At 38.9% G+C, this 24,384-nt stretch carries 23 protein-coding genes and 2 pseudogenes; 14 read left to right on the plus strand and 11 right to left on the minus strand.

The annotated features are described in order from the left end of the window. Window positions 1–27: 27 nt before the first annotated feature. Window positions 28–1,374 carry an N-succinylarginine dihydrolase gene (gene astB / locus PNIG_RS17630; protein WP_089369126.1) on the minus strand — a complete coding sequence of 449 codons (1,347 nt, stop codon included), beginning with the start codon at window positions 1,372–1,374 and terminating at the stop codon, window positions 28–30. Window positions 1,375–1,774: 400 nt separating this feature from the next. Further along, window positions 1,775–2,209 carry a MarR family winged helix-turn-helix transcriptional regulator gene (locus tag PNIG_RS17635; RefSeq protein ID WP_089369127.1) on the minus strand — a complete coding sequence of 145 codons (435 nt, stop codon included), beginning with the start codon at window positions 2,207–2,209 and terminating at the stop codon, window positions 1,775–1,777. A 132-nt stretch (window positions 2,210–2,341) separates the two neighbouring features. On the opposite strand from PNIG_RS17635, the gene PNIG_RS17640 reads away from it, so the two are divergent. The 5 genes from PNIG_RS17640 to PNIG_RS17660 all read left to right on the plus strand — a co-directional run bounded on the left by PNIG_RS17640 (window position 2,342) and on the right by PNIG_RS17660 (window position 7,903). Further along, complete coding sequence (locus PNIG_RS17640) at window positions 2,342–2,770, plus strand: organic hydroperoxide resistance protein (RefSeq protein WP_011329816.1); 429 nt, start codon at window positions 2,342–2,344, stop codon at window positions 2,768–2,770. Window positions 2,771–2,926: 156 nt separating this feature from the next. Next, entirely contained in the window at window positions 2,927–3,271 is a 345-nt protein-coding gene (locus PNIG_RS17645) for a metalloregulator ArsR/SmtB family transcription factor (RefSeq protein WP_089369128.1), read from the plus strand. A gap of 162 nt (window positions 3,272–3,433) precedes the next feature. Then, window positions 3,434–4,447, plus strand: a complete 1,014-nt coding sequence (locus tag PNIG_RS17650; RefSeq protein ID WP_089369129.1) for an ArsJ-associated glyceraldehyde-3-phosphate dehydrogenase — start codon at window positions 3,434–3,436, stop codon at window positions 4,445–4,447. 12 nt (window positions 4,448–4,459) lie between these two features. Continuing rightward, complete coding sequence (gene arsJ, locus PNIG_RS17655; protein ID WP_089369130.1) at window positions 4,460–5,686, plus strand: organoarsenical effux MFS transporter ArsJ; 1,227 nt, start codon at window positions 4,460–4,462, stop codon at window positions 5,684–5,686. 96 nt (window positions 5,687–5,782) lie between these two features. Then, window positions 5,783–7,903: a methyl-accepting chemotaxis protein gene (locus tag PNIG_RS17660; RefSeq protein ID WP_089369131.1), complete on the plus strand. Its 2,121-nt coding sequence runs from the start codon at window positions 5,783–5,785 to the stop codon at window positions 7,901–7,903. A gap of 83 nt (window positions 7,904–7,986) precedes the next feature. Here PNIG_RS17660 and PNIG_RS17665 read toward each other — a convergent pair whose 3' ends face one another. Further along, entirely contained in the window at window positions 7,987–8,571 is a 585-nt protein-coding gene (locus PNIG_RS17665; RefSeq protein WP_011329821.1) for a TetR/AcrR family transcriptional regulator, read from the minus strand. A gap of 110 nt (window positions 8,572–8,681) precedes the next feature. Between PNIG_RS17665 and PNIG_RS17670 the strand changes: the two are divergent. Next, window positions 8,682–8,966 (plus strand): annotated as a pseudogene (locus PNIG_RS17670) (carboxymuconolactone decarboxylase family protein); the annotation flags it as partial. Between the two features lie 82 nt (window positions 8,967–9,048). On the opposite strand, the gene istB reads toward PNIG_RS17670, so the two are convergent. Together istB and istA are read right to left on the minus strand one after the other, a co-directional pair. Then, the gene (gene istB, locus PNIG_RS17675; protein WP_024603886.1) at window positions 9,049–9,804 is read right to left on the minus strand and encodes an IS21-like element helper ATPase IstB; all 756 of its coding nucleotides are present in this window, start codon (window positions 9,802–9,804) and stop codon (window positions 9,049–9,051) included. 14 nt (window positions 9,805–9,818) lie between these two features. Continuing rightward, window positions 9,819–11,363, minus strand: a complete 1,545-nt coding sequence (gene istA, locus PNIG_RS17680; RefSeq protein ID WP_024600838.1) for an IS21 family transposase — start codon at window positions 11,361–11,363, stop codon at window positions 9,819–9,821. Between the two features lie 209 nt (window positions 11,364–11,572). On the opposite strand from istA, the pseudogene PNIG_RS17685 reads away from it, so the two are divergent. Further along, window positions 11,573–11,833, plus strand: a pseudogene (locus PNIG_RS17685) (carboxymuconolactone decarboxylase family protein); the annotation flags it as partial. Between the two features lie 73 nt (window positions 11,834–11,906). Here PNIG_RS17685 and PNIG_RS17690 read toward each other — a convergent pair. Continuing rightward, window positions 11,907–12,434 (minus strand): hypothetical protein, encoded by a 528-nt coding sequence (locus PNIG_RS17690; RefSeq protein WP_089369133.1) that lies wholly within the window; start codon window positions 12,432–12,434, stop codon window positions 11,907–11,909. 61 nt (window positions 12,435–12,495) lie between these two features. Here PNIG_RS17690 and PNIG_RS17695 point away from each other — a divergent pair, with 61 nt between their 5' ends. From PNIG_RS17695 to PNIG_RS17720, 6 genes are all read left to right on the plus strand, one after another. Next, complete coding sequence (locus PNIG_RS17695; protein WP_089369134.1) at window positions 12,496–12,858, plus strand: DUF1294 domain-containing protein; 363 nt, start codon at window positions 12,496–12,498, stop codon at window positions 12,856–12,858. Between the two features lie 110 nt (window positions 12,859–12,968). Beyond that, a complete protein-coding gene (locus PNIG_RS17700) occupies window positions 12,969–13,463 on the plus strand; it encodes a DsrE family protein (RefSeq protein ID WP_370446755.1) in 495 nt (164 codons plus the stop codon). Beyond that, window positions 13,463–14,086, plus strand: a complete 624-nt coding sequence (locus tag PNIG_RS17705) for an SGNH/GDSL hydrolase family protein (RefSeq protein ID WP_089369136.1) — start codon at window positions 13,463–13,465, stop codon at window positions 14,084–14,086. The genes PNIG_RS17700 and PNIG_RS17705 overlap by 1 nt, the downstream gene beginning before the upstream one ends. An 81-nt stretch (window positions 14,087–14,167) precedes the next feature. Then, window positions 14,168–15,736 carry an EAL domain-containing protein gene (locus PNIG_RS17710; protein WP_089369137.1) on the plus strand — a complete coding sequence of 523 codons (1,569 nt, stop codon included), beginning with the start codon at window positions 14,168–14,170 and terminating at the stop codon, window positions 15,734–15,736. Window positions 15,737–15,793: 57 nt separating this feature from the next. Then, entirely contained in the window at window positions 15,794–16,315 is a 522-nt protein-coding gene (locus PNIG_RS17715; RefSeq protein ID WP_011329828.1) for a hypothetical protein, read from the plus strand. Between the two features lie 271 nt (window positions 16,316–16,586). Beyond that, on the plus strand, window positions 16,587–17,276 hold the full coding sequence (locus PNIG_RS17720) for a response regulator transcription factor (RefSeq protein ID WP_089369138.1): 690 nt from the start codon (window positions 16,587–16,589) through the stop codon (window positions 17,274–17,276). A gap of 52 nt (window positions 17,277–17,328) precedes the next feature. Here the strand turns inward: PNIG_RS17720 and PNIG_RS17725 are convergent, their stop codons facing one another. From PNIG_RS17725 to PNIG_RS17740, 4 genes are read right to left on the minus strand one after another with little or no spacing between them, the layout of a single operon-like run. Next, on the minus strand, window positions 17,329–18,102 hold the full coding sequence (locus tag PNIG_RS17725) for a CsgG/HfaB family protein (RefSeq protein ID WP_011329830.1): 774 nt from the start codon (window positions 18,100–18,102) through the stop codon (window positions 17,329–17,331). Next, window positions 18,102–18,512 (minus strand): curli assembly protein CsgF, encoded by a 411-nt coding sequence (locus tag PNIG_RS17730; RefSeq protein ID WP_011329831.1) that lies wholly within the window; start codon window positions 18,510–18,512, stop codon window positions 18,102–18,104. Before PNIG_RS17730 ends, PNIG_RS17725 begins: the two co-directional genes overlap by 1 nt. 1 nt (window position 18,513) lies before the next feature. Next, window positions 18,514–18,915, minus strand: coding sequence for a curli production assembly/transport protein CsgE (locus PNIG_RS17735; protein ID WP_011329832.1), 402 nt, complete (start codon window positions 18,913–18,915; stop codon window positions 18,514–18,516). Between the two features lie 43 nt (window positions 18,916–18,958). Further along, a complete protein-coding gene (locus PNIG_RS17740) occupies window positions 18,959–20,464 on the minus strand; it encodes a curlin (RefSeq protein ID WP_011329833.1) in 1,506 nt (501 codons plus the stop codon). A 564-nt stretch (window positions 20,465–21,028) separates the two neighbouring features. Here PNIG_RS17740 and PNIG_RS17745 point away from each other — a divergent pair. Next, complete coding sequence (locus tag PNIG_RS17745; RefSeq protein ID WP_089369139.1) at window positions 21,029–23,533, plus strand: S8 family serine peptidase; 2,505 nt, start codon at window positions 21,029–21,031, stop codon at window positions 23,531–23,533. Window positions 23,534–23,641: 108 nt separating this feature from the next. Here the strand turns inward: PNIG_RS17745 and PNIG_RS17750 are convergent, their stop codons facing one another. Beyond that, window positions 23,642–24,124: a putative 4-hydroxy-4-methyl-2-oxoglutarate aldolase gene (locus PNIG_RS17750; RefSeq protein WP_011329835.1), complete on the minus strand. Its 483-nt coding sequence runs from the start codon at window positions 24,122–24,124 to the stop codon at window positions 23,642–23,644. Window positions 24,125–24,384 lie beyond the last annotated feature (260 nt).

Here is a 24,384-nt window from a genome sequence, read left to right on the forward strand (position 1 = left end):
CTCAGGTTATTTAGCTTAAGTAAGTAATTAACCTTCTAATTGAAAGTCGTACACTGAGCCTAAATTAAGTAGTTGGGTTAGCTCATCAAGTGCTTGGTAACTTTCGCTCAGCAGTGCTGGGTCGGCAAAGTCTTTAGCACCTAATTGATCGCGGTAGTTACGTTGTGCCCAGTTACACAATTGCGTGTATTTAGTGTCGGTTAAAATAACGTCTGGGTTTACTGCAGCGAGTTCTTGCTCGTTCAAAGCAACCCGTAAACGCAAGCAAGCTGGGCCGCCGCCATTTTGCATACTTTGGCGTAAATCAAAAAAGCGTACTTGGTTTATAGGATTATCGGCCATGATCATTTCTTCAATGTAGTCGTTAACCGCGCTATTACGTTGGCACTCTTTTGGCGCTACTAATAACATAGAGCCATCACTTAGGCTTACTAGCTGGCTGTTAAATAAATAACTACTAACTGCATCTTGAATACTTACTTTACTTGTAGGTACTTCAATAATATAAAATTGTTTATTACCAATGTAGGCTTCGCGAATATCTTGCAATGCTTGCTGCTGATTTAAAAATGCTTGCTGATGACACAGCAGTACGTTGGCATTACCTACAGCAATAACGTCGTTATGAAACACCCCTTGGTCAATCACATCTGGGTTTTGCTGCAGTAAAATTTGGCTGGTATCTTTTAAATTATGTAAGCGGCAAATAGCTTCTGAGGCTTCGAGGGTTTGCCTTGCAGGAAATTTAACCGGTTTTGGTAAATGGCTGTTAAATGCACTGGCCCCAAACACAAACATTTCTAGGCCTTGCTCGCCATGGCTGTCGCAAAAACGGGTGTGGTTTGCTGCACCTTCATCACCAAAAAAGCCTTGATCGGGTAAATGGGTATGATGCGCAAAGTGGTTTTGGTTATTAAACATTGCTTTTAACAACCGCGTTGTGGTGGCAGGCTCTAACGAGCGATGAAACTTATTGTTTAAATTTGCAGCGGTAAAGTGCACTTTACCATCGGTTGTATCGGGCGATGGCGACACAGTAGCGGCGTTTGCTGTCCACATTGCTGAGGCTGAATAACATGCGCGTAATAAAATAGGATCGGCGTTAAAAGCTTTATTAATAACTTGCGCGTCGTTACCGCTAAACCCTAGGCGGCGCAGTATATTTAAGTCGGGGCGTGCATGGGGTGCAAATACACCTTGAGTTAAGCCTTTATCGTGCATGGCTTTCATTTTTTCAAGGCCTTGAAGTACCGCCTCTTGGGGATTTGAAAAGCTAGCGGCGTTATTTAACGAAGCAACGTTACCATACGATAACCCCGCATAATTGTGAGTAGGGCCAACTAAACCATCAAAATTAACTTCTAAGGCAGGCATACACATTCCAAATAAATTGTTTAATAGAACTAACAATACAATGCATTGGGTTTACTTGCAAAGCGACACCAACAAGAAAAGCTTAACGGCTGAGAATACGCTCTTTATCAGCGGTAGTACGCGGATTATTTGGCTCGTTTACTTGCCAAAAACTAACATCTAAACGCCATAGTAAATAAAGTGTGTGATATAAATTAAACATAGCTTTTCCTTTGATTTTTTTTAAACACATAAAGTAATAGGAAGAAGTATGCCAACGTTTAATTGAATATTTTATGAATACGAATCAATGAATTAGTGTTTTATATAAAAAAGTTGCTAGCTTTTTGCACTTATATGGTGGGTTTTTTGGGCTGTATGCACTTATTTGATACACGCGCTATTTTAAACGGTTTATGCATTAATCAGATAAATCGTTAACGACTAAGTCGAGTAACTGCATTAGTTGTTTTGCTTGCTCTGTATTTACGTTATTAAATTTACACAGCACTTTGCTAGGTATATCAGCCGCTTTTAGCTTTAGTGATTGCCCCTGTTGAGTGAGTTGCACTAAACGCTTGCGCTTGTCGTGCTCGTCTTTTACTACGGCAAGTAATGACTTGTCGGTCATTTTTTTTAGTATTTGGGTCATTGCACCGCCATCAATCGCGGTGTTATTTATAAGCTCGGCAATGGTTATTTGGTCCTGCTCCCACAATGCCATCATTACTACATACTGCGGGTAAGTTAAATTAAGCTCAGCTAACGGCTCCCGATAAGCGCGAGCAATACTATTAGAGGCCATATATAAACGATGACATAACTGATTTTTTAATTTTAACTGCTCAAATGACATGCTTTAACCTCTTTGCTGAATAAAGTGCATTTTAATTTGCATGCAAAGTATTTGCAATCTATATTTAGTTGCTCTATTATTTTGCACACAAACTAAATAAGTTAATTAATTTTTTAAATTTTGGAGTTCATTATGAATGTATTACAAAACGTTGCCTATACAGCAAAAGCAACTGCAACCGGTGGCCGTGAAGGCACTGCTAAATCTGATGATGGTCGTTTAAATGTAGATTTATCAACTCCTAAAGGCTTAGGCGGCGATGATGGTAAAGGAACTAACCCTGAACAGCTATTTGCAGCAGGTTACGCGGCATGCTTTATTGGTGCGCTTAAATTTGTAGCGGGCAGCGAGAAAATTACTCTGCCAAGTGACACGCACATTAACTCAGAAGTGTCGATTGGCGCTATTGACGGTGGTTTTGGTATTGCAGTTAAGCTAGCGGTGTCGCTGGGTGATATGGATAAAGCGCAAGCACAGGAGCTTGTAGATAAAGCGCACTTAGTATGCCCATATTCAAACGCAACACGCGGCAATATTGAAGTTGAGCTGTCGGTTATTTAATAACGGCACTCGCTAATATTTAAAAAGCACACAATAACCTTGTGTGCTTTTTTGTTTTTGAGGTCATAAAAATAAATATACGAAAAATCGTATATTCACTATTTCATATATTCATTTTTTGTTTTATTGTGTACATATTAACGATACGAGGACGCTATGGAACAATTCAACCCCCTGCAATTTTATAAATGCCTAGCGGACGATACACGGTTAAAGGCCATACTGCTTATTGCTGATCAGCAAGAGTTATGTGTTTGCGAATTAGTTGCGGCACTTAATTTAAGCCAACCTAAAGTGTCACGTCATTTAGCACAGCTTCGCCAATGCGGATTGCTTACAGATCGAAAACAAAACCAATGGGTGTACTACAGTATTAATAAGGCACTACCAGATTGGGCACAAACAGTAATTACGCAAACACGTGTTGCAACAGCAGCATTTTACAAAAGTGATTTAGAGCGCTTAAATGCTATGGGTAATCGCCCTGAGCGCTGTTGCTAAGTAACCTGATCTGTGGGTAATAAACTTATCTCAAGCAGCTATTTTCACTGAAAACCTCTGGCTAGAGAAAATAAAATTAAATATAACTATGACTCAATACGTTAGTAAATCTCTTAACCAGAGTTCAGATTAAGTAATTAATATAACAAAAGGTATTTTATTATGACCATTAAAGTAGGCATTAACGGTTTTGGCCGTATGGGGCGTTTAACGCTGCGCGCAGCGGTTGACTGGCCAAATATAGAGTTTATAAAAGTAAATGATATAGCGGGCGATGCTAAAACCCATGCCCATTTATTGGAGTTTGACTCAGTGCATGGGCGTCTACATCATTCTGTTACTGCTACTAATAATATTATTGAGGTTGGCAAACACAATATAACTGTAAGCAACCATAAAACCATTAACGACAACGATTGGTCTGGTTGCGATGTAGTAATAGAAGCCAGCGGTAAAATGAAAACGACCCAGTTACTAAATGCGTATTTAGCCCAAGGTGTTAAACGCGTGGTGGTGACCGCACCGGTAAAAGAAGAGGGCATTTTAAATATAGTAGTAGGGGTGAACGATCATCTTTATAAGCCAAGTGAGCACAAAATAGTTACTGCGGCCTCATGTACCACCAACTGCTTAGCGCCTATTGTAAAAGTGCTGCAACAAAAAGTGGGAATTAAACACGGCTCCATAACCACTATTCATAGTACTACCAACACGCAAACCATTATTGACGCACCACATAAAGACCTACGCCGAGCACGTTCTTGTGGCACAAGTTTAATACCAACAACAACAGGCAGCGCAACAGCCATTACGCATATTTTTCCTGAGCTTAAAGGCAAATTAAACGGCCATGCTGTACGTGTACCACTTACTAATGCCTCAATTACCGATTGTGTGTTTGAACTGCAGCGCAGCGTTAGTGAAGATGAAGTAAATGGCTGGTTTAAAAGTGCGGCTAATAACGAGCTTAAAGGTATTTTAGGTTACGAGGAAAAACCACTGGTATCGATTGATTACGCAACCGATCCGCGCAGCAGCATAATAGATGCGCTTTCAACTATGGTAATTAACAACACTCAGCTTAAATTATACGCTTGGTACGATAACGAGTGGGGCTATGCAAATCGTACTGCAGAGCTAATGCTTAAAGTTGGTTTAAGTGATCAATCAAATTAATAGGCTAATTTAATGTTTGCGCAACTAGCTAACTTACCAAGCTCACTAAAACAGTATTTTATCATTACCGGCAATTATTGGGCTTTTACTTTAACCGATGGCGCACTGCGAATGTTAGTGGTGCTGTATTTTCATCAGTTAGGTTATGGCGCATTAGCGATTGCTATGTTGTTTTTGTTTTATGAAATATTTGGCGTGATCACTAACTTAGTGGGGGGATGGTTAGGAGCGCAACTTGGCTTAAATAAAACCATGAATATAGGCTTAGGGCTGCAAATACTTGCGCTTGCTATGCTTTGCGTGCCAACAGATTGGTTAACGGTTGCTTATGTAATGGCAGCACAAGCGTTAAGTGGGATTGCCAAAGATCTTAATAAAATGAGCGCCAAAAGCGCGATTAAATATTTGGTGCCGCAAAACAGCAGCGGGCAAAGTAAATTATATAAATGGGTTGCCATACTTACTGGCTCTAAAAATGCATTAAAAGGAGTGGGCTTCTTTTTAGGTGGGGTACTGCTTACTTTATTTGGTTTTGTTGGTGCGTTGTTTACTTTAATCGTTTTATTGAGTGTTGCCTGGGTTATAAGTTTAGTCTTTTTAAAAGGCGATATAGGTAAGGCCAAAAACAAACCTAAATTTAAAACGTTATTCTCTAAATCTCGCGCTATTAATTTACTTAGCACAGCACGATTGTGTTTATTTGCCTCGCGAGACGTGTGGTTTGTAGTGGCTCTGCCTGTGTATTTAGCCACGCAATTTAACTGGAACCATACTTGGGTGAGTGGCTTTATGGCACTGTGGGTAATAGCGTATGGGTTAGTGCAATCGCAAGCACCGCGAATTACTGGGCAAGTTATTACCTCTGGTTTTAATACAGTTAATAAAGCATATAAATGGGTTACGCTATTGTGCGTTGTAACTGGCATTTTAGCGCTGCTAATGCAATTTAATAGTGCGGTAAATTATCCGCTTATAGTGGGCTTATTTATTTTTGGTGGGGTGTTTGCTGTTAACTCATCGCTACATAGTTATTTAATAGTGAGCTTTGCCAGCAGTGATGGTGTGTCGCTCGATGTAGGCTTTTATTACATGGCCAATGCCATGGGGCGCTTACTGGGTACTGTGCTTTCTGGTTGGGTATTTCAGCTTTATGGGTTAGTGGCGTGTTTATGGGTTAGTGTTTTTTTACTCATTATGGCTGCAATAGCCACCGCTTTTTTGGCTAAACATGAAGGCTAAACTTTTGTATGAGATTGCTGTTTTTACACTAAATTAATAGCTTCATTTTATAGAACAACTAAACTATATACGTTAATTAATTAAAGGGTGTGATGAATGCGGGAAATAGCGTTAGCAAAAAAGTTATTGTGGCTCTCAGTGGGCAGTATATTTATAACTGTATTAGTACTGTCTAGTATTTTATGGTGGCAGTTATCATTAAGTAATAAAGATTTAGCGGCCAAGTCTGAAGAATATATAGTTGCTGAAGTAGAAGAAAAACTTAATGCAAACGCGGCTGTTTACGGTGAAAGTATAGCTGGGTTTATTAACGAAGCCTACCGAATTCCCTATACATTGGCAGCATTACTTAGCGACGCAGCCCAGCAAAATAGCTTAAACCGAGATACAGTGGTAAGTATTAACCACGCTATTATTGAAAAAAACACTCTTTTATCATCGGTTTACTCACAGTTTGAAGCCAACGCTTTTGACGGCCAAGACGCCTACTTTCAGCAAGGCTATAAACATTCTGTTGATGGTGCTGGCACACTTGAAGTATATATTACCCGCGACGAAAACGGTGTTATTGAACAGCAAAAAGTAGCTAACGCCGCAGATAAATACATTACAACACTTAACGAGTTTGGTATTCGAGAGGCACATTGGTATTTATGTGCTAAAGACACACTTAAGCCGTGTATTATGGAACCCTACCTATACGAAATTCCCTCTGGCGATTCGGTTATGCTAACGTCTTTAACAGTGCCTATTTTAAAATCAGGGCAGTTTATTGGTATTACTGGCGCTGACTTAACACTACCTACATTTCAAACCATGACAGAGCAGCTTTCTAAGCAACTTTATAATGGCAAAGCAAAAGTAACCTTGCTGAGTGATTTGGGGTTAGTGGTTGGTAGCAGCCATTATAAATCTAAATTAGGGCGTCCTTTTAAAGAAGCTGTTAACGCAGTAACGATTAATAATTTAGAAAAGCTAAAAGATCACAGTGGTATTTTTAAAGCTAACGATCAGTATTTAGTTAATTACCCAATTAATATTAAGCTTGCTAATAGGCAGTGGTCGTTAATTATAGAAGTACCAGCAGAGCTTGCACTGGCAGGGCCGCAAGCTCTTTCGCAAAACATGCAGCAAACTGCGCAGTCACTAGGGGTTATTATTTTAATAACCGGTTTAGCAATTGCAGTTGTTGCTTTTATTGTTATGAAGCTAGTTATTGGCAGTATTGTTGCTCCACTGCAGCAAATTCAGCAACGCGTTGATAACCTTGCCAGCTCAGAGGGCGACTTAACTCATACGCTGCATGTAGAGTCGCATGCAGAGCTAATTGCATTAGCCGATGGCTTTAATCGATTTTTAACTAAGCTTAGAGTGTTAATTGCACAGCTAAAAGATGTGTCTGATCAAACTAAGCAGCAAGGTAAAATTGCCCAGCATATTGCTATTGATACTAAACATAATGTACAGGCGCAGTTTCACGAAATTGAAAGCGTAGTTACCGCAATGAATGAAATGAGCGCAACTGCGCTTGAAGTTGCTCGCGCATCAGAACAATCGGCGCAACAAGCGGGTGAAATTAATAACTTAGTGGTAAGCAGTGAAACGAGTTTGTCATCAGCCATGAGCCAAGTTAAAACCATGTCTGAGGAAATCAAAGAAGCTAACCAAGCGGTGCAAAAAGTGGCGTCGCGCAGTAACGATATAACGCAAATTTTAGATGTGATTCGTACTATTTCAGAGCAAACCAATTTACTTGCGCTAAATGCTGCAATTGAAGCTGCACGAGCGGGTGATCATGGTCGAGGCTTTGCGGTTGTTGCAGACGAAGTGCGTGCACTGGCGTCAAAAACGCGCTCATCAACCGATGATATTAGTCGATTAATTGATAGCTTGTTGCTTGAAGTAGGTAATGCCTCAACGGTTATCGAAAAAGGCGTAGTACGGGCACAAAGTGCAGTTGATGAAACTTCAGTAGCGTTTGATGCACTGCACAGCGTGGTAATTAAAGTGGACGAAATTACCAATCAAATTACGCATATTGCTACCGCAGCTGAAGAGCAAAGCTTAGTGAGCGAAGAAATAAACCGTAATTTAACGCTGATATCAGACGCGGCTTCGCAGCTATCTGATTTATCTTCACAAGCAGGCGACAGCAGTGAAGTACTTAATAAATTAGTTGCGCAACAAGACTCAGAACTTAATAAGTTAAAAACGTAATAGTTATTTAGCACTGAGACAAAATAAAAACGGCAGTAATTTAAATTACTGCCGTTTTTGTTCAAATAACTAAAATGAGACGTTTATAAGCTTTTTATGATCTTAAACATTTGATCTATCATTGGCTGAGCCAGTGACTCAACACCCGGGCGATTAAAATAACCACGTAAACCAGTAAACTGCACTTCAAAAAAGCGTGCATACTCTTGCGCAGATATATTATTACTTAACTCATTTTTTGCTATTGCTTGTTCAAAAAGAACCGAAAGGTAGTTTTCAAATTTATCAATTAAATCTAAGCTTAGTTGATATAAATTGCTGTCTTTATCTGCAAATTCACAGTTGGCCTTTACCAGCATACAAATAGCACTAGGCGCACTTTCTTTTTTTGTTATTACATTTTCAACAAAAGCGCGCAGCCCACCCAAAATAGTATCTGATGTGGATAGGCACTCTTTAATCTGGCTCTCCATTTGTACTGTGTAGTCTCGTAAAGACTCAATATAAAGCCCTTCCTTAGAGCCAAAAGCAGAGTAGATACTGCCAGGTCGCATATTAATAGCTTCTTGTAAATCACGCGTCGATGTTGCATGAAAACCCTTTTCCCAAAATAGCTGACTTGCAAGGCGGACAACTGTCTCACGCTCAAACTTAATCTTATTCGCCATCTCATTTCTCAATTATTTGAACACATGCTCAATTTTAACTTGAACAACTGCTCAAAATAAAATGGTATGTGTCTCGAAGTTAACTAACTAATTATTTATTGGAGCTAAACATGACAGAATTTACTTTATATACAGCAGAAAATGCACCTGAAGAATCAAAATCTCTTATGGCCGATTCAGTAGCTGCGTTTGGTATGGTACCGAACCTACATGCAGTAATGGCAGAAGCACCTACTTTACTTAAAGGTTATCAAGTACTGCATGAGCTGTTTCAAAACACGTCATTTAATGCTGAAGAATTAACGGTTGTATGGCAATCAATTAACGTTGAACATAACTGTCATTATTGTGTGCCAGCCCACAGTGCAATTGCAGCGTCAATGAAAGTTGATCAAGGTGCATATTCCGGTGATGGTGAACACCGATTCCGGTTTTATCGTGAACACTTAAATTCCACGCATTGGGTTCATGACATTTTTAACCTAAGTGTTCACGATGGTCAATTTTAGATTGAATTTTTCTCATAGACTCCCCCTTTAATTTTATCCGATGAGCATTGTGCATTAGTCGATCTAAAATGGCATCGGCTAAGGTATTATCGCCGATGGATTGATGCCATTCTTCGGTGGGTAATTGACTGATGATGGCGGTTGATGAACTGCCGTGCCTATCATCCATGATCTCCATTAAGTCATTTCGTTGTGCCGCTTTAAGTGGCTCAAGCCCCCAATCATCTAAAACGAGTAAGTCGATCTTAGCGAGTGACTGTAACATTCGACTGTAAGTGCCATCTGCTTTGGCTTGTGTCAGCGCAAGCATCAACCTTGAGAGTCGGTAATATTTAACGCTGTAGCCTTTCATGCATCCTGTATGCGCAAGCGCACAAGTGATATAGGTTTTACCGCTACCGCAAGGGCCTGTGATGAGTAAGTTTTGTGATTTATTCAGCCAATCACATTGCAGTAGCGATGCCATCATCGATTGATTGAGACCTCGCGGGTGATGATAATCTATGTCTCTGGCGTTAGCGGCTAATTTAAGTTTTGCCGCTTTAAGTAAGCGTTGTTGTTTTCGGCTCTCTCGGTCTTGGGCTTCACTGTCTGCTAGCAGTTGTAGTCGCTCATCGAAGGACAACCCTTCATAAGTACTTGGTTGTTCTATTTGGCTCACTAAGGCGTTGGCCATACCACTGAGTTTGAGTTGACGAAGCTGAGTTATCGTTTGTTCTAACATAGAATTTCCTTACCTTAATGGAAGCTTTTAGGACCACGGATATTTTCATGGGATTGTGGCAATAACGTCGACGGCTCTTCTTGCGTTCGCGGCAATTTATCTTGGTTGCTACTGAGTATGTCTTTGATATGTTTTAACCGATATAAACTGTATTGATTGGCTATCGCACAGGCGTTATTGAGCCGATCGGCGGGATAGCTTCTTGATAGGTTGAGTAAGCCTAAGCACACACGATACGCTTGTTCTTCATGTTGTTTCTGTGCCAATTGTGCTTTCACCCAGAGCAAAACGTCATCTCCAATATCTTTCGCCCAATTCATTAAACGCCCTGGTGACCATTTATGATGCTTCTCATGCTTTACAGGCATGTGCTCGGATGTGGTGGTCATGCCCGGATGATATTTTCTCGGGTGACTGGTGATGCGTTTATGCTTGAAATAAGCCTCAATCAAGTTGTCTTTGGCATGAAGTTCAAGCTTTTCACCCACCAAGTGATGGGGTACCGAGTAAAGATGGTTATCATACTGAACGTGATAATCAATATTCACTTTGACGTGTTTAATATCCGTGAATTGATAAGCTAGTTTGGGCATGGGCGCGAGGGCGGGTTTGTCGATTGACTCGAACCATGATTGTCGTGTCCCACTCAGTTGCTTAAAGGGCTTATTATTGACCTCAAGCAGTAAGGCTTTGATGCAATGGTTTAGCTCAGCTAATGAGAAAAAGGTTTGGTGTCGTAACTTGGCGAGTATCCAGCGTTCAATGATTTGCACGCCCACTTCGGCCTTGGCTTTATCTTGTGGTTTTCTGGGACGAGCAGGCACAATCACGGTGCCATAATGCGCGGCCAATTGCTGATAACTCGGGTTAACATCAGGGTCGTAGCGACACGCTTTACTGACACCACTGCGTAAATTATCGGGGATAACCATGTCAGGTATACCGCCGATAAATTCAAATGCTCGCACGTGACTGCCGATCCAGTCGGGTAGACTTTGGCTCCAGGTTGCTTCACAAAATGTATAATTTGATGCGCCCATCACCGCCACGAATATCTGGGCGAACTTCACTTCACCCGTCGCATTACAAACAATGGGCATCGTTTGACCCGCATAATCGACAAAGAGTTTTTCTCCTGCTTTATGCACTTGTCGCATCGAACGTTTTTGCTTTTTAAGCCAGGTCATATAGCGATCGCAGAACTGAGAATAGCTGTAACAACGATTCGGATATTGCTGAGTATATTCTTCCCAGAGTAAGTTCTTGGTGACGCCTTTGCCCGTTAATTCTTTTCGAATGGCTGGCCAATCTGGCACTTCAAATCGCTGGGATGGCCGAGTGTCGGCGCGAGGATAGAACTGACTAGCAAGCACAGAATCATCAAGCTCGTCGGGCAGTGGCCAACTTAACGATAAAGCTCTGGCTTTAGTGAGTAGTTTTTGAATACCACCGACACTGATCTTAGTGCTGGCACTTATTTTTCTGACACTGAGTTGGGCAGCAAAATGTAGCCTCAACACTTCTCGAATTTTACGCATTGTGATCCTCTTAGTCGCCATATCCCTTCCTCAGTAATACAAAAAGGAAATAGCTTAACAAAGTAATTAATAATCAATGCGTTGAAATTGTACTGGTTTGGTGTGAACACCGATTCCGGAAAATCAGTCAAAAGTGTTCACGATAAAACCGGAATGAGCGTTCACGCTAAAACCAGAACGGGTGTTCACGATGGGCCGGAATCACTGTTCACGATGCTCCGGAATATGCACAAGGTATTGTTGATTCGCTAGTAAATAAAACACCACTTGCTGATCCTAAGCTTGAAGCACTTCGTGAAACCACACTTGCAATGGCACGTGACCGCGGTGTGATAAGTGATGAGCAGATTGAAAAGTTTTTTGCAGCGGGTTATGGCAAGCAACAACTGCTTGAAATTATTGTAGGCTTATCGCAAAAAGTAATGAGTAACTACACTAACCACCTTGCAGATACGCCAGTTGATGAACCATTTAAAAAATTCATAAAGTAGTTTATAAATTCTAAGTAGTTATGAAAAAGGCAGCCTTGGCTGCCTTTTTCAATTAAATGTTGTTATAAACGCTTTATTGAAACTTAACCTGCTGGTTACTGCGTGTATAGGTTCGGGTTGCAGGTTTAGTCCACTCGCCTTTTTTTAAGTACGAGGTTGATACAATAAATTCATCACCTTTAATTTCGCTGGTAGACTTAACTTTAGTTATGCCTTCTTTATTTCCCGTTACTTCTTCATAGGCTACAAACTGAGTAGGGCTAAGTATCTTCATTGTGCCTTTAGTGTAAAACCCCGCCGTAGTGAAATAATAAAATACTAATGAGTCTTTTTTACTATCGTAAAATATCATCGACTCGCCGCCATACTCTCCTTCATTGATTGAATGTATAGTACGAATAGCTTTACCGTTTAAAGCCCGCTGCCATTTACTAATGTCTTGCTTTGGCTTTGCGCCTTCAGGGACTGTAAAATTAGCCTGCCATGTGCCTAAATATGGCTTAAATGCGCTGAGCTCTTTAGCTAAATCAGCTGGATGTGCATTTACAATGGTTGTAAATACAATGCAAAAGGTTAGTATCAGTGTTTTTAAATATGACATAATTACTGCCTAGTATAAGTGAATCTGGGTATGGCCTAGATACAGTATAGGTGAGAGTTACTTGATTAAAAAAGCATTATTACTTTTTTCGATTGGTTTTTTGTGTGTATTAACCGTAGGAGGGCTGTTTAGCTATTGGCCCACAATTGCCGCAAGTGTGTACGTAGTTATGAGTACAATTACCATTTTAGTTTATAAATGGGACAAACGTTTGGCCATGAGTAAAAAGCAGCCAGTGGTGAGAGTGCCTGAGCGAACTTTACACCTTTTAGCATTATTATGTGGCTGGCCGGGGGCGTTAATCGCTCAGCAATGGTTTAGGCATAAATCACAAAAGCGTATTTTTATAGCCGTACTTTGGCTCACCATAATTATTAACTGCAGTGCGTTATTTGGCGGCTACTATTATTGGCAACTAGGGTAAAACATTACTCGTAGATAGCTTAAAGTAGTTCAAAAAATGACTATTAATTAAAATATTAAAAATAAAAAGGAATAATATTAATGAAATCTTTTATTTTAGGTCTTGGCCTAATGTTTGTAAGCCTGCCAGTATTTGCGAATGACTTAGAGCCCGCAATAAAAGACTTTGGCTTTTTTTATAATGTACCCTCACATGCACCTATAACGCAAAACACACATTTTAAAATTGCCTTTGATGTTGGTAAAGGCGCGCAAAAAGGTGAGCAAAATAATGGTATGAATTCTTTAGCGCGGTTTATTAATATGCATATAGCACATGGTATTAAACCAGAAAATATAGAGCTGGCACTCGTAATACATGGCAGTGCAAGCGTAGATGTGCTTGATAATAATACATATAAAAACCGCTTTGAAGTCGATAACAAAAATCAAAGCTTAATTGAGCAATTACTTGTTAATAATACGGTGGTTTATGTATGTGGGCAGTCGGCCACGCACTATAAAGTAGCTCCTGAGCAGTTAATAAAAGGCGTAAAAATGTCGTTATCGGCAATGACAGCACATGCGCAGTTACAACAGCAGGGCTATACGCTAAACCCTTTTTAATGATAAAAAACATATTATGCTTTGGGGATTCCAATACTTGGGGTTTAAATCCGCAAACAGGAAAACGATTTAGTGCTACAGTGCGCTGGCCAGCGAAGCTTGCTGTAAAGTTAGGGGCTAATTTTACAATAATAGAAGCTGGGCAGCCTAACCGTGCTTTAGTAAACAACCCACCGTTTGCAGGTGAGTTATCGGGCGTAACTTATTTACAGTCTTACTTAAATGAACTTAAAATAGATTTAATTATTATAGATTTAGGTACTAACGATCTGAAAAATCGGTTTAGTTTAAATGCGCACGATATTGCCGCTGGGTTAACAGCATTAATAGATTCAATATTGAATTTTTATGAGCAAAGCAATGCGCCAGGCTCTCCAAAAATTTTAATACTTAGTCCCGCTCATGTACGAGAAGTCGGAAGTTACGCAGGCGTGTACAAAGGGGCAGAGCAAAAAGTAGTGCAATTAGCTGCAGCATTTGAAAATGTTGCTAGTATAAAACAATGCTCATTTTATGACTTGGCAAGGATTGTGAGTGTTTCAAATGAGGATGGTGTGCATTTAGACGAAAAACAGCATCAAAAAATTAGTGATGCATTAGAGGCGATTATTCGTGAGTTTTAATTTTTAAATATTTATTGTAAATATATTATCAGAAACTTGAATTTTCAGTTACTTATGTAATTATTAAAGGACTTTGCATAAATGGGGATACCTCAATTTACAATGAAACAGCATCCTAAAAAAATAATAGTAGTACTGCTATCAGGTGGATTTATATTTGCATTAGGTTGCTTTATTTTATTGTACTTTGCGGGTCAAAAATTAGTAGCGCAAACACATTCAGACTCACAATATTTACTCTCCCAAGTAGACGATGGTGTAGAGGAAAGCGTTCGTGTTTTAACTAAATTAAATAACCTAAATTTTACTACTTGTAACGAAGCGAATTTACTTGCTATGCGGCGGATGCTATTTGATGCCAAGTTTGCTATTGATATAGGCTACTTTAAAAATAATACATTAACCTGTACTACAGGTACTGGTATGCTTGAAAATCCTTTACCAGATAACCAACCAGATTATATTGTAAATAAAAATAAACCCTCACAAATAGGCATACGCTTTGAGCCTGAACTTTACTTATTACTCTTTACCGAGCGCCCACTAAAAGTACTAATTATTCGCCAAGGCAATTATAACCTCATACTAAAATCAGAAGTATTCGATCCTAAAATTATTGTAACGCCTAATTGGCAGGTTTTTTATAAAGAATCTGAAAACTTATTTCATTTAGCTGGGCAAACAGGGATTCATAATAATATAAAAAGTAATGACTATTTACATTACGAAACGAATATAACGTGCAGTAATAATAATAGAAATTATTGTGTTGCTTTGTATTTGCCATGGGATATATTTTTTGCCGATAATCGTCAACTATTTATTATTTCGTTTATTTTAATTTGCTTGGTGAGTATTTCGTGTGGCTTATTAGTTGATGAGCACCTAACTACGCGCCGCTCAATTGTAAGCAGGATACGTAGGGGATTAAAGAGCGGTAATTTTTATTGGGTTTATCAGCCAATAGTTAATTTACAAAGCGGAAAAATAATTGGTTGCGAGGTACTTGCGCGCTTTAAAGATGATTACGGGGTGCTTACACCGGATCAATTTATTCCTATACTTAGACAAATTAATTTAACTTGGTCTTTTACCAAAATAATGATTAACACTGTACTTAATGAGTTAGAAAGTGCAGAGCAGTTACCAAGTGGATTTAAGGTGTCATTAAATATTTTTCCTTGTGATGTAGAGCAAGGGAATGTGTTGTCATTACCGAAAATAACCGGATTAATGCAATCTAAATTTGTAATTTGTTTAGAAATAACCGAAGACGAGTATTTAGATTCAACTATTGCTCATGGCTATTTTAAAACATTAATCGAGTCGGGTTTTCGCTTGTCGCTTGATGATTTTGGCACTGGGTATTCAAACCTAAAAAACTTACATAATTTGAGTTTCCATCAGCTTAAAATAGACCGTTCATTTGTACAAGACATAGCTACGGAAGGCTTAAAAGCCTCTATGATCCCTAATATTATGGAGTTGGTACATAAATTTGGTTATACCTGTGTGGCAGAGGGCATAGAAACAACAGAGCAAGAAGTCATTTTAAAAGAAGCAGGGGTACATTACGGGCAAGGCTGGAAGTATGGCCGGCCTATGCCTATTTTAGAATTTAAAGAGTATATAGCTAGATCGATAAAGTAACGCTTAGCGTATATAAAAGCACAGGTATTACTTTAAAAATTATAATTAGGATTTACTATGGCTAAATCAATACTCACTGCTTTTTTATTTATATTTTTAGCGGCATGTTCTACTCAGTACCCAAATCAGCAAGTAATTGGTAAACAATTTCCAACGATTGACGGCGAAAGTTTAACGCAAAATAAAGTGACTATTCCAAGCGATTTTAATGCAGATAAAACACTTTTGCTTATAGGCTATAAGCAAGATAGTCAGTTTGACATTGATCGCTGGTTAATTGGCTTAGATATGAGTGGTGTAGTTATTCCTACCTACGAACTACCCACTATTGCTGGTATGGCACCTCGCATGTTTAGTGCATTTATAGACAGTGGTATGCGCAAAGGAATTCCAAAAGAGCTTTGGGCTGGGGTAATCACTATTTATAAAGACGGCGAAAAAGTACAAAAATTTACTGGTAATCAAAATCCCAATAATACCCGTGTAGTCCTTATAAATAACAGCGGTAAAATACTTTATTTTTACGATAGAGGCTTTTCAGTTGATGCGTTAAATAAGTTAAAAGCGACTATAAACTAAATTTATTGATTGCTTTTGTTTTACAGCTTTATTCTAAATGACTATTACTAGTTTTCCTCTACTGATGTTAATTTTGGCTTCGTTAATTACGGTGTGTTATGCAATAAGTAATAGTTAGTTTGGGTTAAATAAATAGATACGTAAGGCAGCAAAGCATGCTTATCGTGAGCTGTAAAACAGGTGGTTAACAACTGTGAACGAATGTAAAAACTGTATTGTAAGTTGTTCAAAAATTAGGTAGTGTTACATAAGAATTCTAAGGAAGAGTTTTATGTTACAGCAATCAGCATTTATAAAAACAAATTTAAAATCATCGGCTTGCTCGTATAATTATCAAGATATTTTAAGAACTCTCCGAGCCTTATTCAACACTATAAATATGGATGATGCACTGCCAAACGTTGAGCAACGTTCACAATATACTTTGTATTTAATTGATGGCGCCACGCATAATTGGCACAACCTTGTACCTGCAGATTTAATCGCTTTAGCGAGGCAGTATAATGTGGTGATATTTAATGTTGAGCGTAAAGCAATATGTGAGAAAAACTTACTACTTAACCATGTTAATGGTGTGTTTTATAAATCGACGCCAAGTGAGGAAGTTTTTAAAGGTTTAGTTAAAATAAATGCAGGCGAATTATGGTTTACTAGAATGATACTCTCCCAAGCATTCAGCGACATTTTAGTTGCGACCTCTTCGTTTAGTAGTTTACACGAAGGCATAGAATTAAAGCAGGACGATTATCAACATTTAACTAAACGAGAGCGTTCAGTTATTCATCTTATCGCGCAGGGGGCGAGTAATAGTGTTATCGCAGATAAATTAAATATTAGCGATCATACAGTCAAAACTCATTTATACAGTGCATTTAAAAAAACAAGTTCTCGTAATAGGGTTGAGCTGGCCAACTGGGCGCAGCGTTACATATCGGTTTTATTACCAATGAGTAAACAATAATTACATACATTAAAAATGGCTACTTTAATAAGTAGCCATTTTTATTTGTTACTTAACTTGCTTTTTTAGCCCACAAGCCTTTATCAATACCTTTAGTTATAAGATCAGTGAGTGCTTTTTCAATTGCTTGAGTAACACAAATACTCATTGGCTCGTTATCACTATAACCGGCTTCTGCCTCGGCAAGGCGCTTATAACTTACATATCTAAAAAAGCCTGCACGCATCTCTTGGCTCAATACTTTTTTACTGGTTGCTACCGAGAGTAATACTTGCCCTGTACGTACGTCTACGGCACGTAAATAAATAGATATAGCATCTTCTCTATATAATTCAGATGCACCTATACCAAAGTACTCCATTCCTAGGCCACCGGTTTTTACATTGGTGTCATAACTAATAATACCGCCTTCTAAAATAATTTTAGCTGTTGTTAATGGCGGTAAATCGGCTTGATTTGGGTTTTCTGACTGGGCAGCACGAATGATTTTCCGCTCAGTTAGAATGTTTTGTAACCCTTCGCGCTCAACCGGTGTAAACCAATCTGATTCATGCAATGCCTGAATTAATATGGAATTAGCCCCTTGAGTAACTGCGGTTGAAAAAGAGCTAACATTCGTTTGCGGTTTGTATTGACCCGTTTGATCTCTAAATGAATAAACAGAGACGGGAATGCTGCCCATTGGCTTGGGTAAGTTTTTTAAATCAGCAAAAATCTCAGTAGGCTCTAAACTTATGGCTTTTTGTTGCGATGGCGGAATTAAATTTCCTATCGTTGTACAGCCCGTTAAAGTAAGTAATATTATTGTTATTAGCAGTTTATACATTATCCAAACCTCGGTACTTCGATGATTACAATGGTGCCATCTAGCATATTTGTTATTTTTACAGTAATAGTATCTGTGGTACTGGTGATCACTTCAATTTGGTAGTCACCACTCATAAATATAGAGTCTTGATTAAATATGCTGTCTTCAGAGTCTTCACCAAATGCCATATTGGTAATTTCTCTGACCATTCTATTTAGGTAAGTACGCTGTAAAGAGTCTTGAAATTGTTCTGCATAATCTCTTTCGATGACAGGTGCTTTGTGTTTGTTTTGCGCTTGAGCTTTACTCAACAACATATTTGCATTGAGTGGGTTGCCGCCAAAACTTGGGTTAATTGGGGTGTAAATTAATTCAGTTGCACTAGCTGAAAAGCTTAGAGTTATTATTATAAGTAGTATTTTATTCATTTTACCATCCGTTTACAGCCATATCGGGAGACGATACAGCCATGTTTGAGCGAGCCATTGCATCTATTACAATATAAACTGCTTGTTCAACGCGTTCGTCAAGAGGCTCTAACCTACGACCTAAATAAGTTGCATAAATAAGTTGGTTATTCATTATTAAAGAAAGCCTGGTGCCAGCCTTAGGTAGCACGGTTTCTTTTATTTCAATATTAAACCCCGCAGTTGAAGGTAAGTCTCTCCAGTAGTTTGAAAACTTGTAATAAAACTGATGGCCAAAACGGCTAATACTTCTATCGAGTAATAAGCCATCTATTTCTAGTTCATCATTTGCAAATGCTGCAGGTGAGAAGCACAGTAAAACTGATAGTAAGTAGCTAATATATATGCTTTTATTATTTTTCATATTATAAAAGGGGGGAAGTATACCTCCCCCCCCACCTTAGCAATTACATTTGCGTAACTGTAGCTGTATTTCCGTCACCAATTTGCGTAACGGATACCATGTTATTCGAGCCGATTATGCCGCCTTGAACAAGGTTATCGTTACCAATTTGATTAACAGTAAATGAAACATCCTCTCCAGCAATTAAAAAGGCTGACTGATCCATACCTGTAACCCAGTTTCCTTCACCTTCTTGTGAAATATCAATGCTATGGCCGCTACCTTCAACCATAATGTCAACTAAGTTGATTTCACCGGTTTGCGATATATCAATTCGGTTTGTATTACTATCTAATATACCAGCAAGAGTAACCATGGTTTCATTTGCTACACCACTTTGCATGATATCAATATTGTTATCATTAGAAGTTAGTGCCGTATTAGGGTAAGAAGACTCTACAACTGTTGTATTTTCGTCACCATTTTGAAATACATCTACATCGTTACCAGTACCATTAAAGTTAACCAGATGTGCGGCATTTAAATCACCAACTTGGTTAATTAAAAACTCATTATCTGAACCAATAACACCCATGTATGCTTCGTTCCCAAAGCCATTTTGAGTTGCAGTTAATTCGTTATTATCACCAATTAATTCAGCTGTAGCTGAGTTGAGAGTATCTAACTGAGTAATAGTAATTTCATTATTATTGCCTAAAAATAGAGCCGAATCTGCTGTATTGCTAGTACCTTCTTGATCAAGGTCTATTTCGTTATCACTACCAACAATAGCAGCAAAGTTAACTGCATTAGATTCACCATCTTGCTCAACTTTTAGCTCATTAGCATCACCCGATACATCGCTAAAGGTTGCTATGTTGCGCGAGCCATCTTGTTCAATATCAAGGTCGTTATCATTACCTTGTAAAGAATTGATTGTAAATGCGTTCCAATAAACCCCTGATTGCTCAATATCAATAGTATTTTGATCACCGGTTAATGACGTTATTTCAGCTTCGTGCCATTCACCAGTTTGTACTGCACTGATTTCGTTGGCATTACCTTGCATATCAAGGTTATAAAACCAATGGCCACCAGCACCCTGAGCTACATCAATCGTATTATCGTCACCCGTGATAATGTTTATAGCTTCGTTATTTACTAAAAAGCCAACACCCTCTTGGGCAACAACTAAAGAGTTGTAATCACCGGTTACTTGCGAGATTAAACCGTTAGCAACACCATCTTGAGAATACTCTTCTGTATTACTATTGCCCACAGTAGCAACGCCTGCGTAATTACCAGTTTGGTTTTGCGTAATTTCTGTGTAATTTTCATTACCATCAATGGTAGCAAGCATGGTGTTGTTATCACCTACTTGTACTAATAATGCATCGTTATTGTTGTTGTTTTGTATCAAAGTCATGTTATTTGATGCGCTCATTACAGAAATGGCCGTACCTATTTCTGAATTTGAGGCTGATTTAGTATCTGTATTTGCATAAGAAGCGAAGCTTGCACCCATTGCAACTGCAACTGCGCAGCTTAAAATTGATTTAGTTAATTTCATTATTTATTCTCCTTGAATAGTAAAAATAAAATACCTAGATATTATCTGTTTTAATTAGGTATTTTCTGTTTCAGCATGCCGTGCTGATATAATGTGTTGTGATCCACTTGATTACTTTTAAGTATGTAAAGTGTTAAGTATGACCAGCGCTCACTGCTTATTTGCATCTTAGATAAAGTACAAGCTGCTCACAGTGAAACAATAATCATGGTGTTAACTGTATTAGTTAATTTTAATTTGTTAAATCATCATTTTTTACCAATTTTAAAGTGCTTATATTTCATGTGCTTATGGTTGTTTTTTGTTTTTATTATGGTTTTATGCAAAAAGCAGTAAAAAAGAAGGAGGTCTACGCTTTTTAACTTATTTAACAAGTTCATAACAACGGCTGTATTTTATGTTTTTCCGATGAAAATCTAGTCAAAATGATTGGTTTTTGCTTTTCTTGCTTGTGTAATTTTATCTTTAGCTGTTTTCTAATAGCTTGCCATGTGATCCCTTGTACTGAAGTAGTAAATAAAATTACTTAGTGTTACTAAGTTAACCCAAACTATGGATAGAACAATGAAAACAAAATTATCTATTATTACACTTGCACTCCTACCTTGCTTAGCCGCCGCTAAAGTGCCCGATGTTGGTGTGATGCAACAACAAGATGCAGCGACTAGTGATTCTTTAATTGTTAAATATAAAAAAAATGCCACCCCAGCAATGCGAAAGCATGCAAGATCTTTAGTTAGAGCTAAAATTTCAGATTTAAATAATGATGAAATAGATGACAGCTATACCTCATTACTTTCAGGTCGCCTTGCTAAGTTTAAAGTAGCGGGCATGAGCACCAAAGAAGCGATTGAGCGCTTAAAGTCGCACCAAGCCATTGAATATGTAGAACCTGATTATAAAGTTAGTATTGCGAATGTACCCAATGATCCCCGTTTTGATGAACTTTGGGGCTTACATAATGTAGGCCAGTCAGGTGGTACCGTTGATGCAGATATTGATGCTCCAGAAGCATGGACTATTTCTATTGGTAGCCGAGATGTAGTGGTAGGTGTAATCGATACCGGTGTTGATTATAGCCATAATGACCTTGCAAGTAATATGTGGGTAAATACCGCTGAAATTGCAGGAGATGGTATAGATAATGACGGGAATGGTTACATAGATGACATTTATGGTATCAATGCAATTACTGATAGTGGCGATCCAATGGACGACCAAGGGCATGGTACTCATGTGTCAGGGACTATTGGTGCAAGTGGCAATGATGCGATCGGTGTTGTAGGGGTAAACCATGAAGTGTCTATTGTTGGCTGTAAATTTTTAGCTGCTGATGGCACGGGGAGTACTTCTGGGGCAATTAAATGTATTGATTATATGATTAGCCTTAAAAATTCAGGTGTTAACCTTCGTGTGCTAAACAATAGCTGGGGCGGCGGCGGGTTTAGCCAAGCACTTGCTGAAGCGATTGATGCAAGCGAAGCGGCAGATATACTTTTTGTAGCTGCGGCAGGTAACGATGCATTAGACAATGATCTTAACCCTCATTATCCATCAAGCTATGAGCACGATAGTATTTTATCTGTAGCAAGTACAGATCGTAATGATGCTATGTCGAGCTTTTCACAATGGGGCTTAACAAGTGTTGATTTAGGTGCCCCAGGTACTGCCATTTTATCTACTGTGCCAGGAAACGCTTATAGTAGTTACTCAGGCACCTCTATGGCAACGCCTCATGTTGCTGGTGCTGCAGCACTTGCTTTATCAGTTAACCCAGATCTAACAGCGTTAGAATTAAAAGAGTTATTAATGAGTAGCGGCGATGCCAACGCAGCACTACAGGGTAAAACGGTTGCTGGTACACGATTAAATGTAAACCAAGCGCTAATTGACGCAGATCCAACCCCAGGCTTTAAACTCAGCGTTAGCCCTTTGTCACAGGAGATCACTGCGGGTGAGTCAGCAAGCTATACGTTTAGTGTAGGCTCAATTGCCAATTGGGATGGTGATGTTGCGTTTGCATTGACAGGTAATTTAGATTCAGCGTCACTTTCACGAAACACTGCTCGCCCAGGTGAAGAAGTACAGTTAGTAGTACCTACCACTGAAGAGACGCAGTGGGGTGAATATGAGTTTACCGTTACAGCAACGTCGGATGATAGAGTTAAGGAAAGCACTGTAAAATTAATGGTTAAACCTATGGGGTTGAATGATTTTACTTACAGCAGTGATGAAAATATTGCTATTCCTGATAATGCGCCAGAAGGTGTAAGCTCTGTAATTACGATTGCAGATGAGTTAACCGTTTTTAATACAGTTGCCGATGTTAACATTAGTCATACTTGGTCTGGTGATTTAATTGTAAAGCTTATCTCAGCGCAAGGCACTACAATAACGTTACAAAATAAAGAGGGCGGTAGCTCAGACGATATTATTAAAAGCTTCACTTCGGATGCATTTAATGGCGAAGTAGCCACTGGCGATTGGGCATTACATGTACAAGACACTGCCGGTGCTGATACAGGTAATATAAATGGCTGGTCACTTACTTTAAGTGCAATTGGAGAGGTAAGCCCGCAACCACCACGTGCTAGTTTTAGCGTTGAAACACAAGGCTTAACGGCTTCGTTTACCGATAGTAGCACAGATGCTAATAACGATATTACACAGTGGCAGTGGAGCTTTGGTGATGGTGCTACATCAACCGATGCAAGCCCTTTGCATGCTTATGCAGTGGCGGGTAGCTATGAAGTTGAATTAACTGTTACCGACAGCGAAGGCAATACCAACGCATCAACTCAAACTGTAGTAGTGAGTGATGTAGAGATTGAGCTAAGCCTTAAGCGCGCTAATAAATCACGCTTAGGCACAATGCGTGTAGAGCTAAGTTGGCAGCAAGTGGGTGCTCAGTCATTAAATGTATATCGTAATGGCGAGTTAGTAGGCACAACCTCAGATAACGGTCGTTATCGTGATTATGTACGTGGTGCAACACTACCTGCGTACGACTATCAAGTGTGTGTAACTGAAAACGTGTGTTCAAACATAGTGACGGTAACTTTTAACTAATAAAATAGTTACCTATTAATATGACACAAGCCCAGCAATGCTGGGCTTTTTTGTTTCAGATTTTATTAAAAAAGCGGCAGCTAATCTATTTTAGTTGTGATTTAGCAACTAACTAAGTTTATATTTACTCACAATTAGCCCGTTCACATCGGCGTAAAGCCAATCATTAGGCTCAATGCAGACGCTTAACATGGCAATAGCTTGATTATTTTCACCACAACCTCGCTTTAACGTACAGCGTGGTGTTGAGCCAAGCGCCATAATAGGTAAATTTAAGGTAGCAAGAATCTCAATATCTCGGCAACAACCATTTATAACTATACCTTCCCAGCCATTTTTTAAAGCACGCTCTGCCATAATATCGCCAATAAATGCAAAGCGTTTACTAGCAAAGCCGTTAATAACCAGCACTTTACCTACGCCATTTTGATGAAGTATTTCAGCGGCAAACGAATTGTCATCGGGGCACGTTACAGTAACGACTTGACCACTAAAGGTGGTTTTGTTGCCAAAGTGCTGTAATCCACAGTCGGCTACTTGTACGCTATCACGGTGTTCGTCGTATAGATCGGGAGTCGTGAACTTGTTCATATTTGCTTTCTCTGTTTAGTGAGTTATTTAACCACACCACTGTAAAAGTGGTAATACGAGACAAAAGAGTCAGTAACTTTAATTTATCTAGCGTTTGTGCTGCTTTGCTAAATTTAAACACTGAATGGCTGTTTACGCTTATTGCTTATAACTATAGTGATAATATTTAGCTTTGATAATGCTAGTTATGCACTGCAGATTAACGGCATGTTATTGTTAAAACAAAAAATTACTGTTAGTTTAGCTGCAAATTATTAAGT

This window comes from Pseudoalteromonas nigrifaciens (assembly GCF_002221505.1).
In the GTDB taxonomy this organism is placed as follows: Bacteria; Pseudomonadota; Gammaproteobacteria; order Enterobacterales; family Alteromonadaceae; genus Pseudoalteromonas; species Pseudoalteromonas nigrifaciens.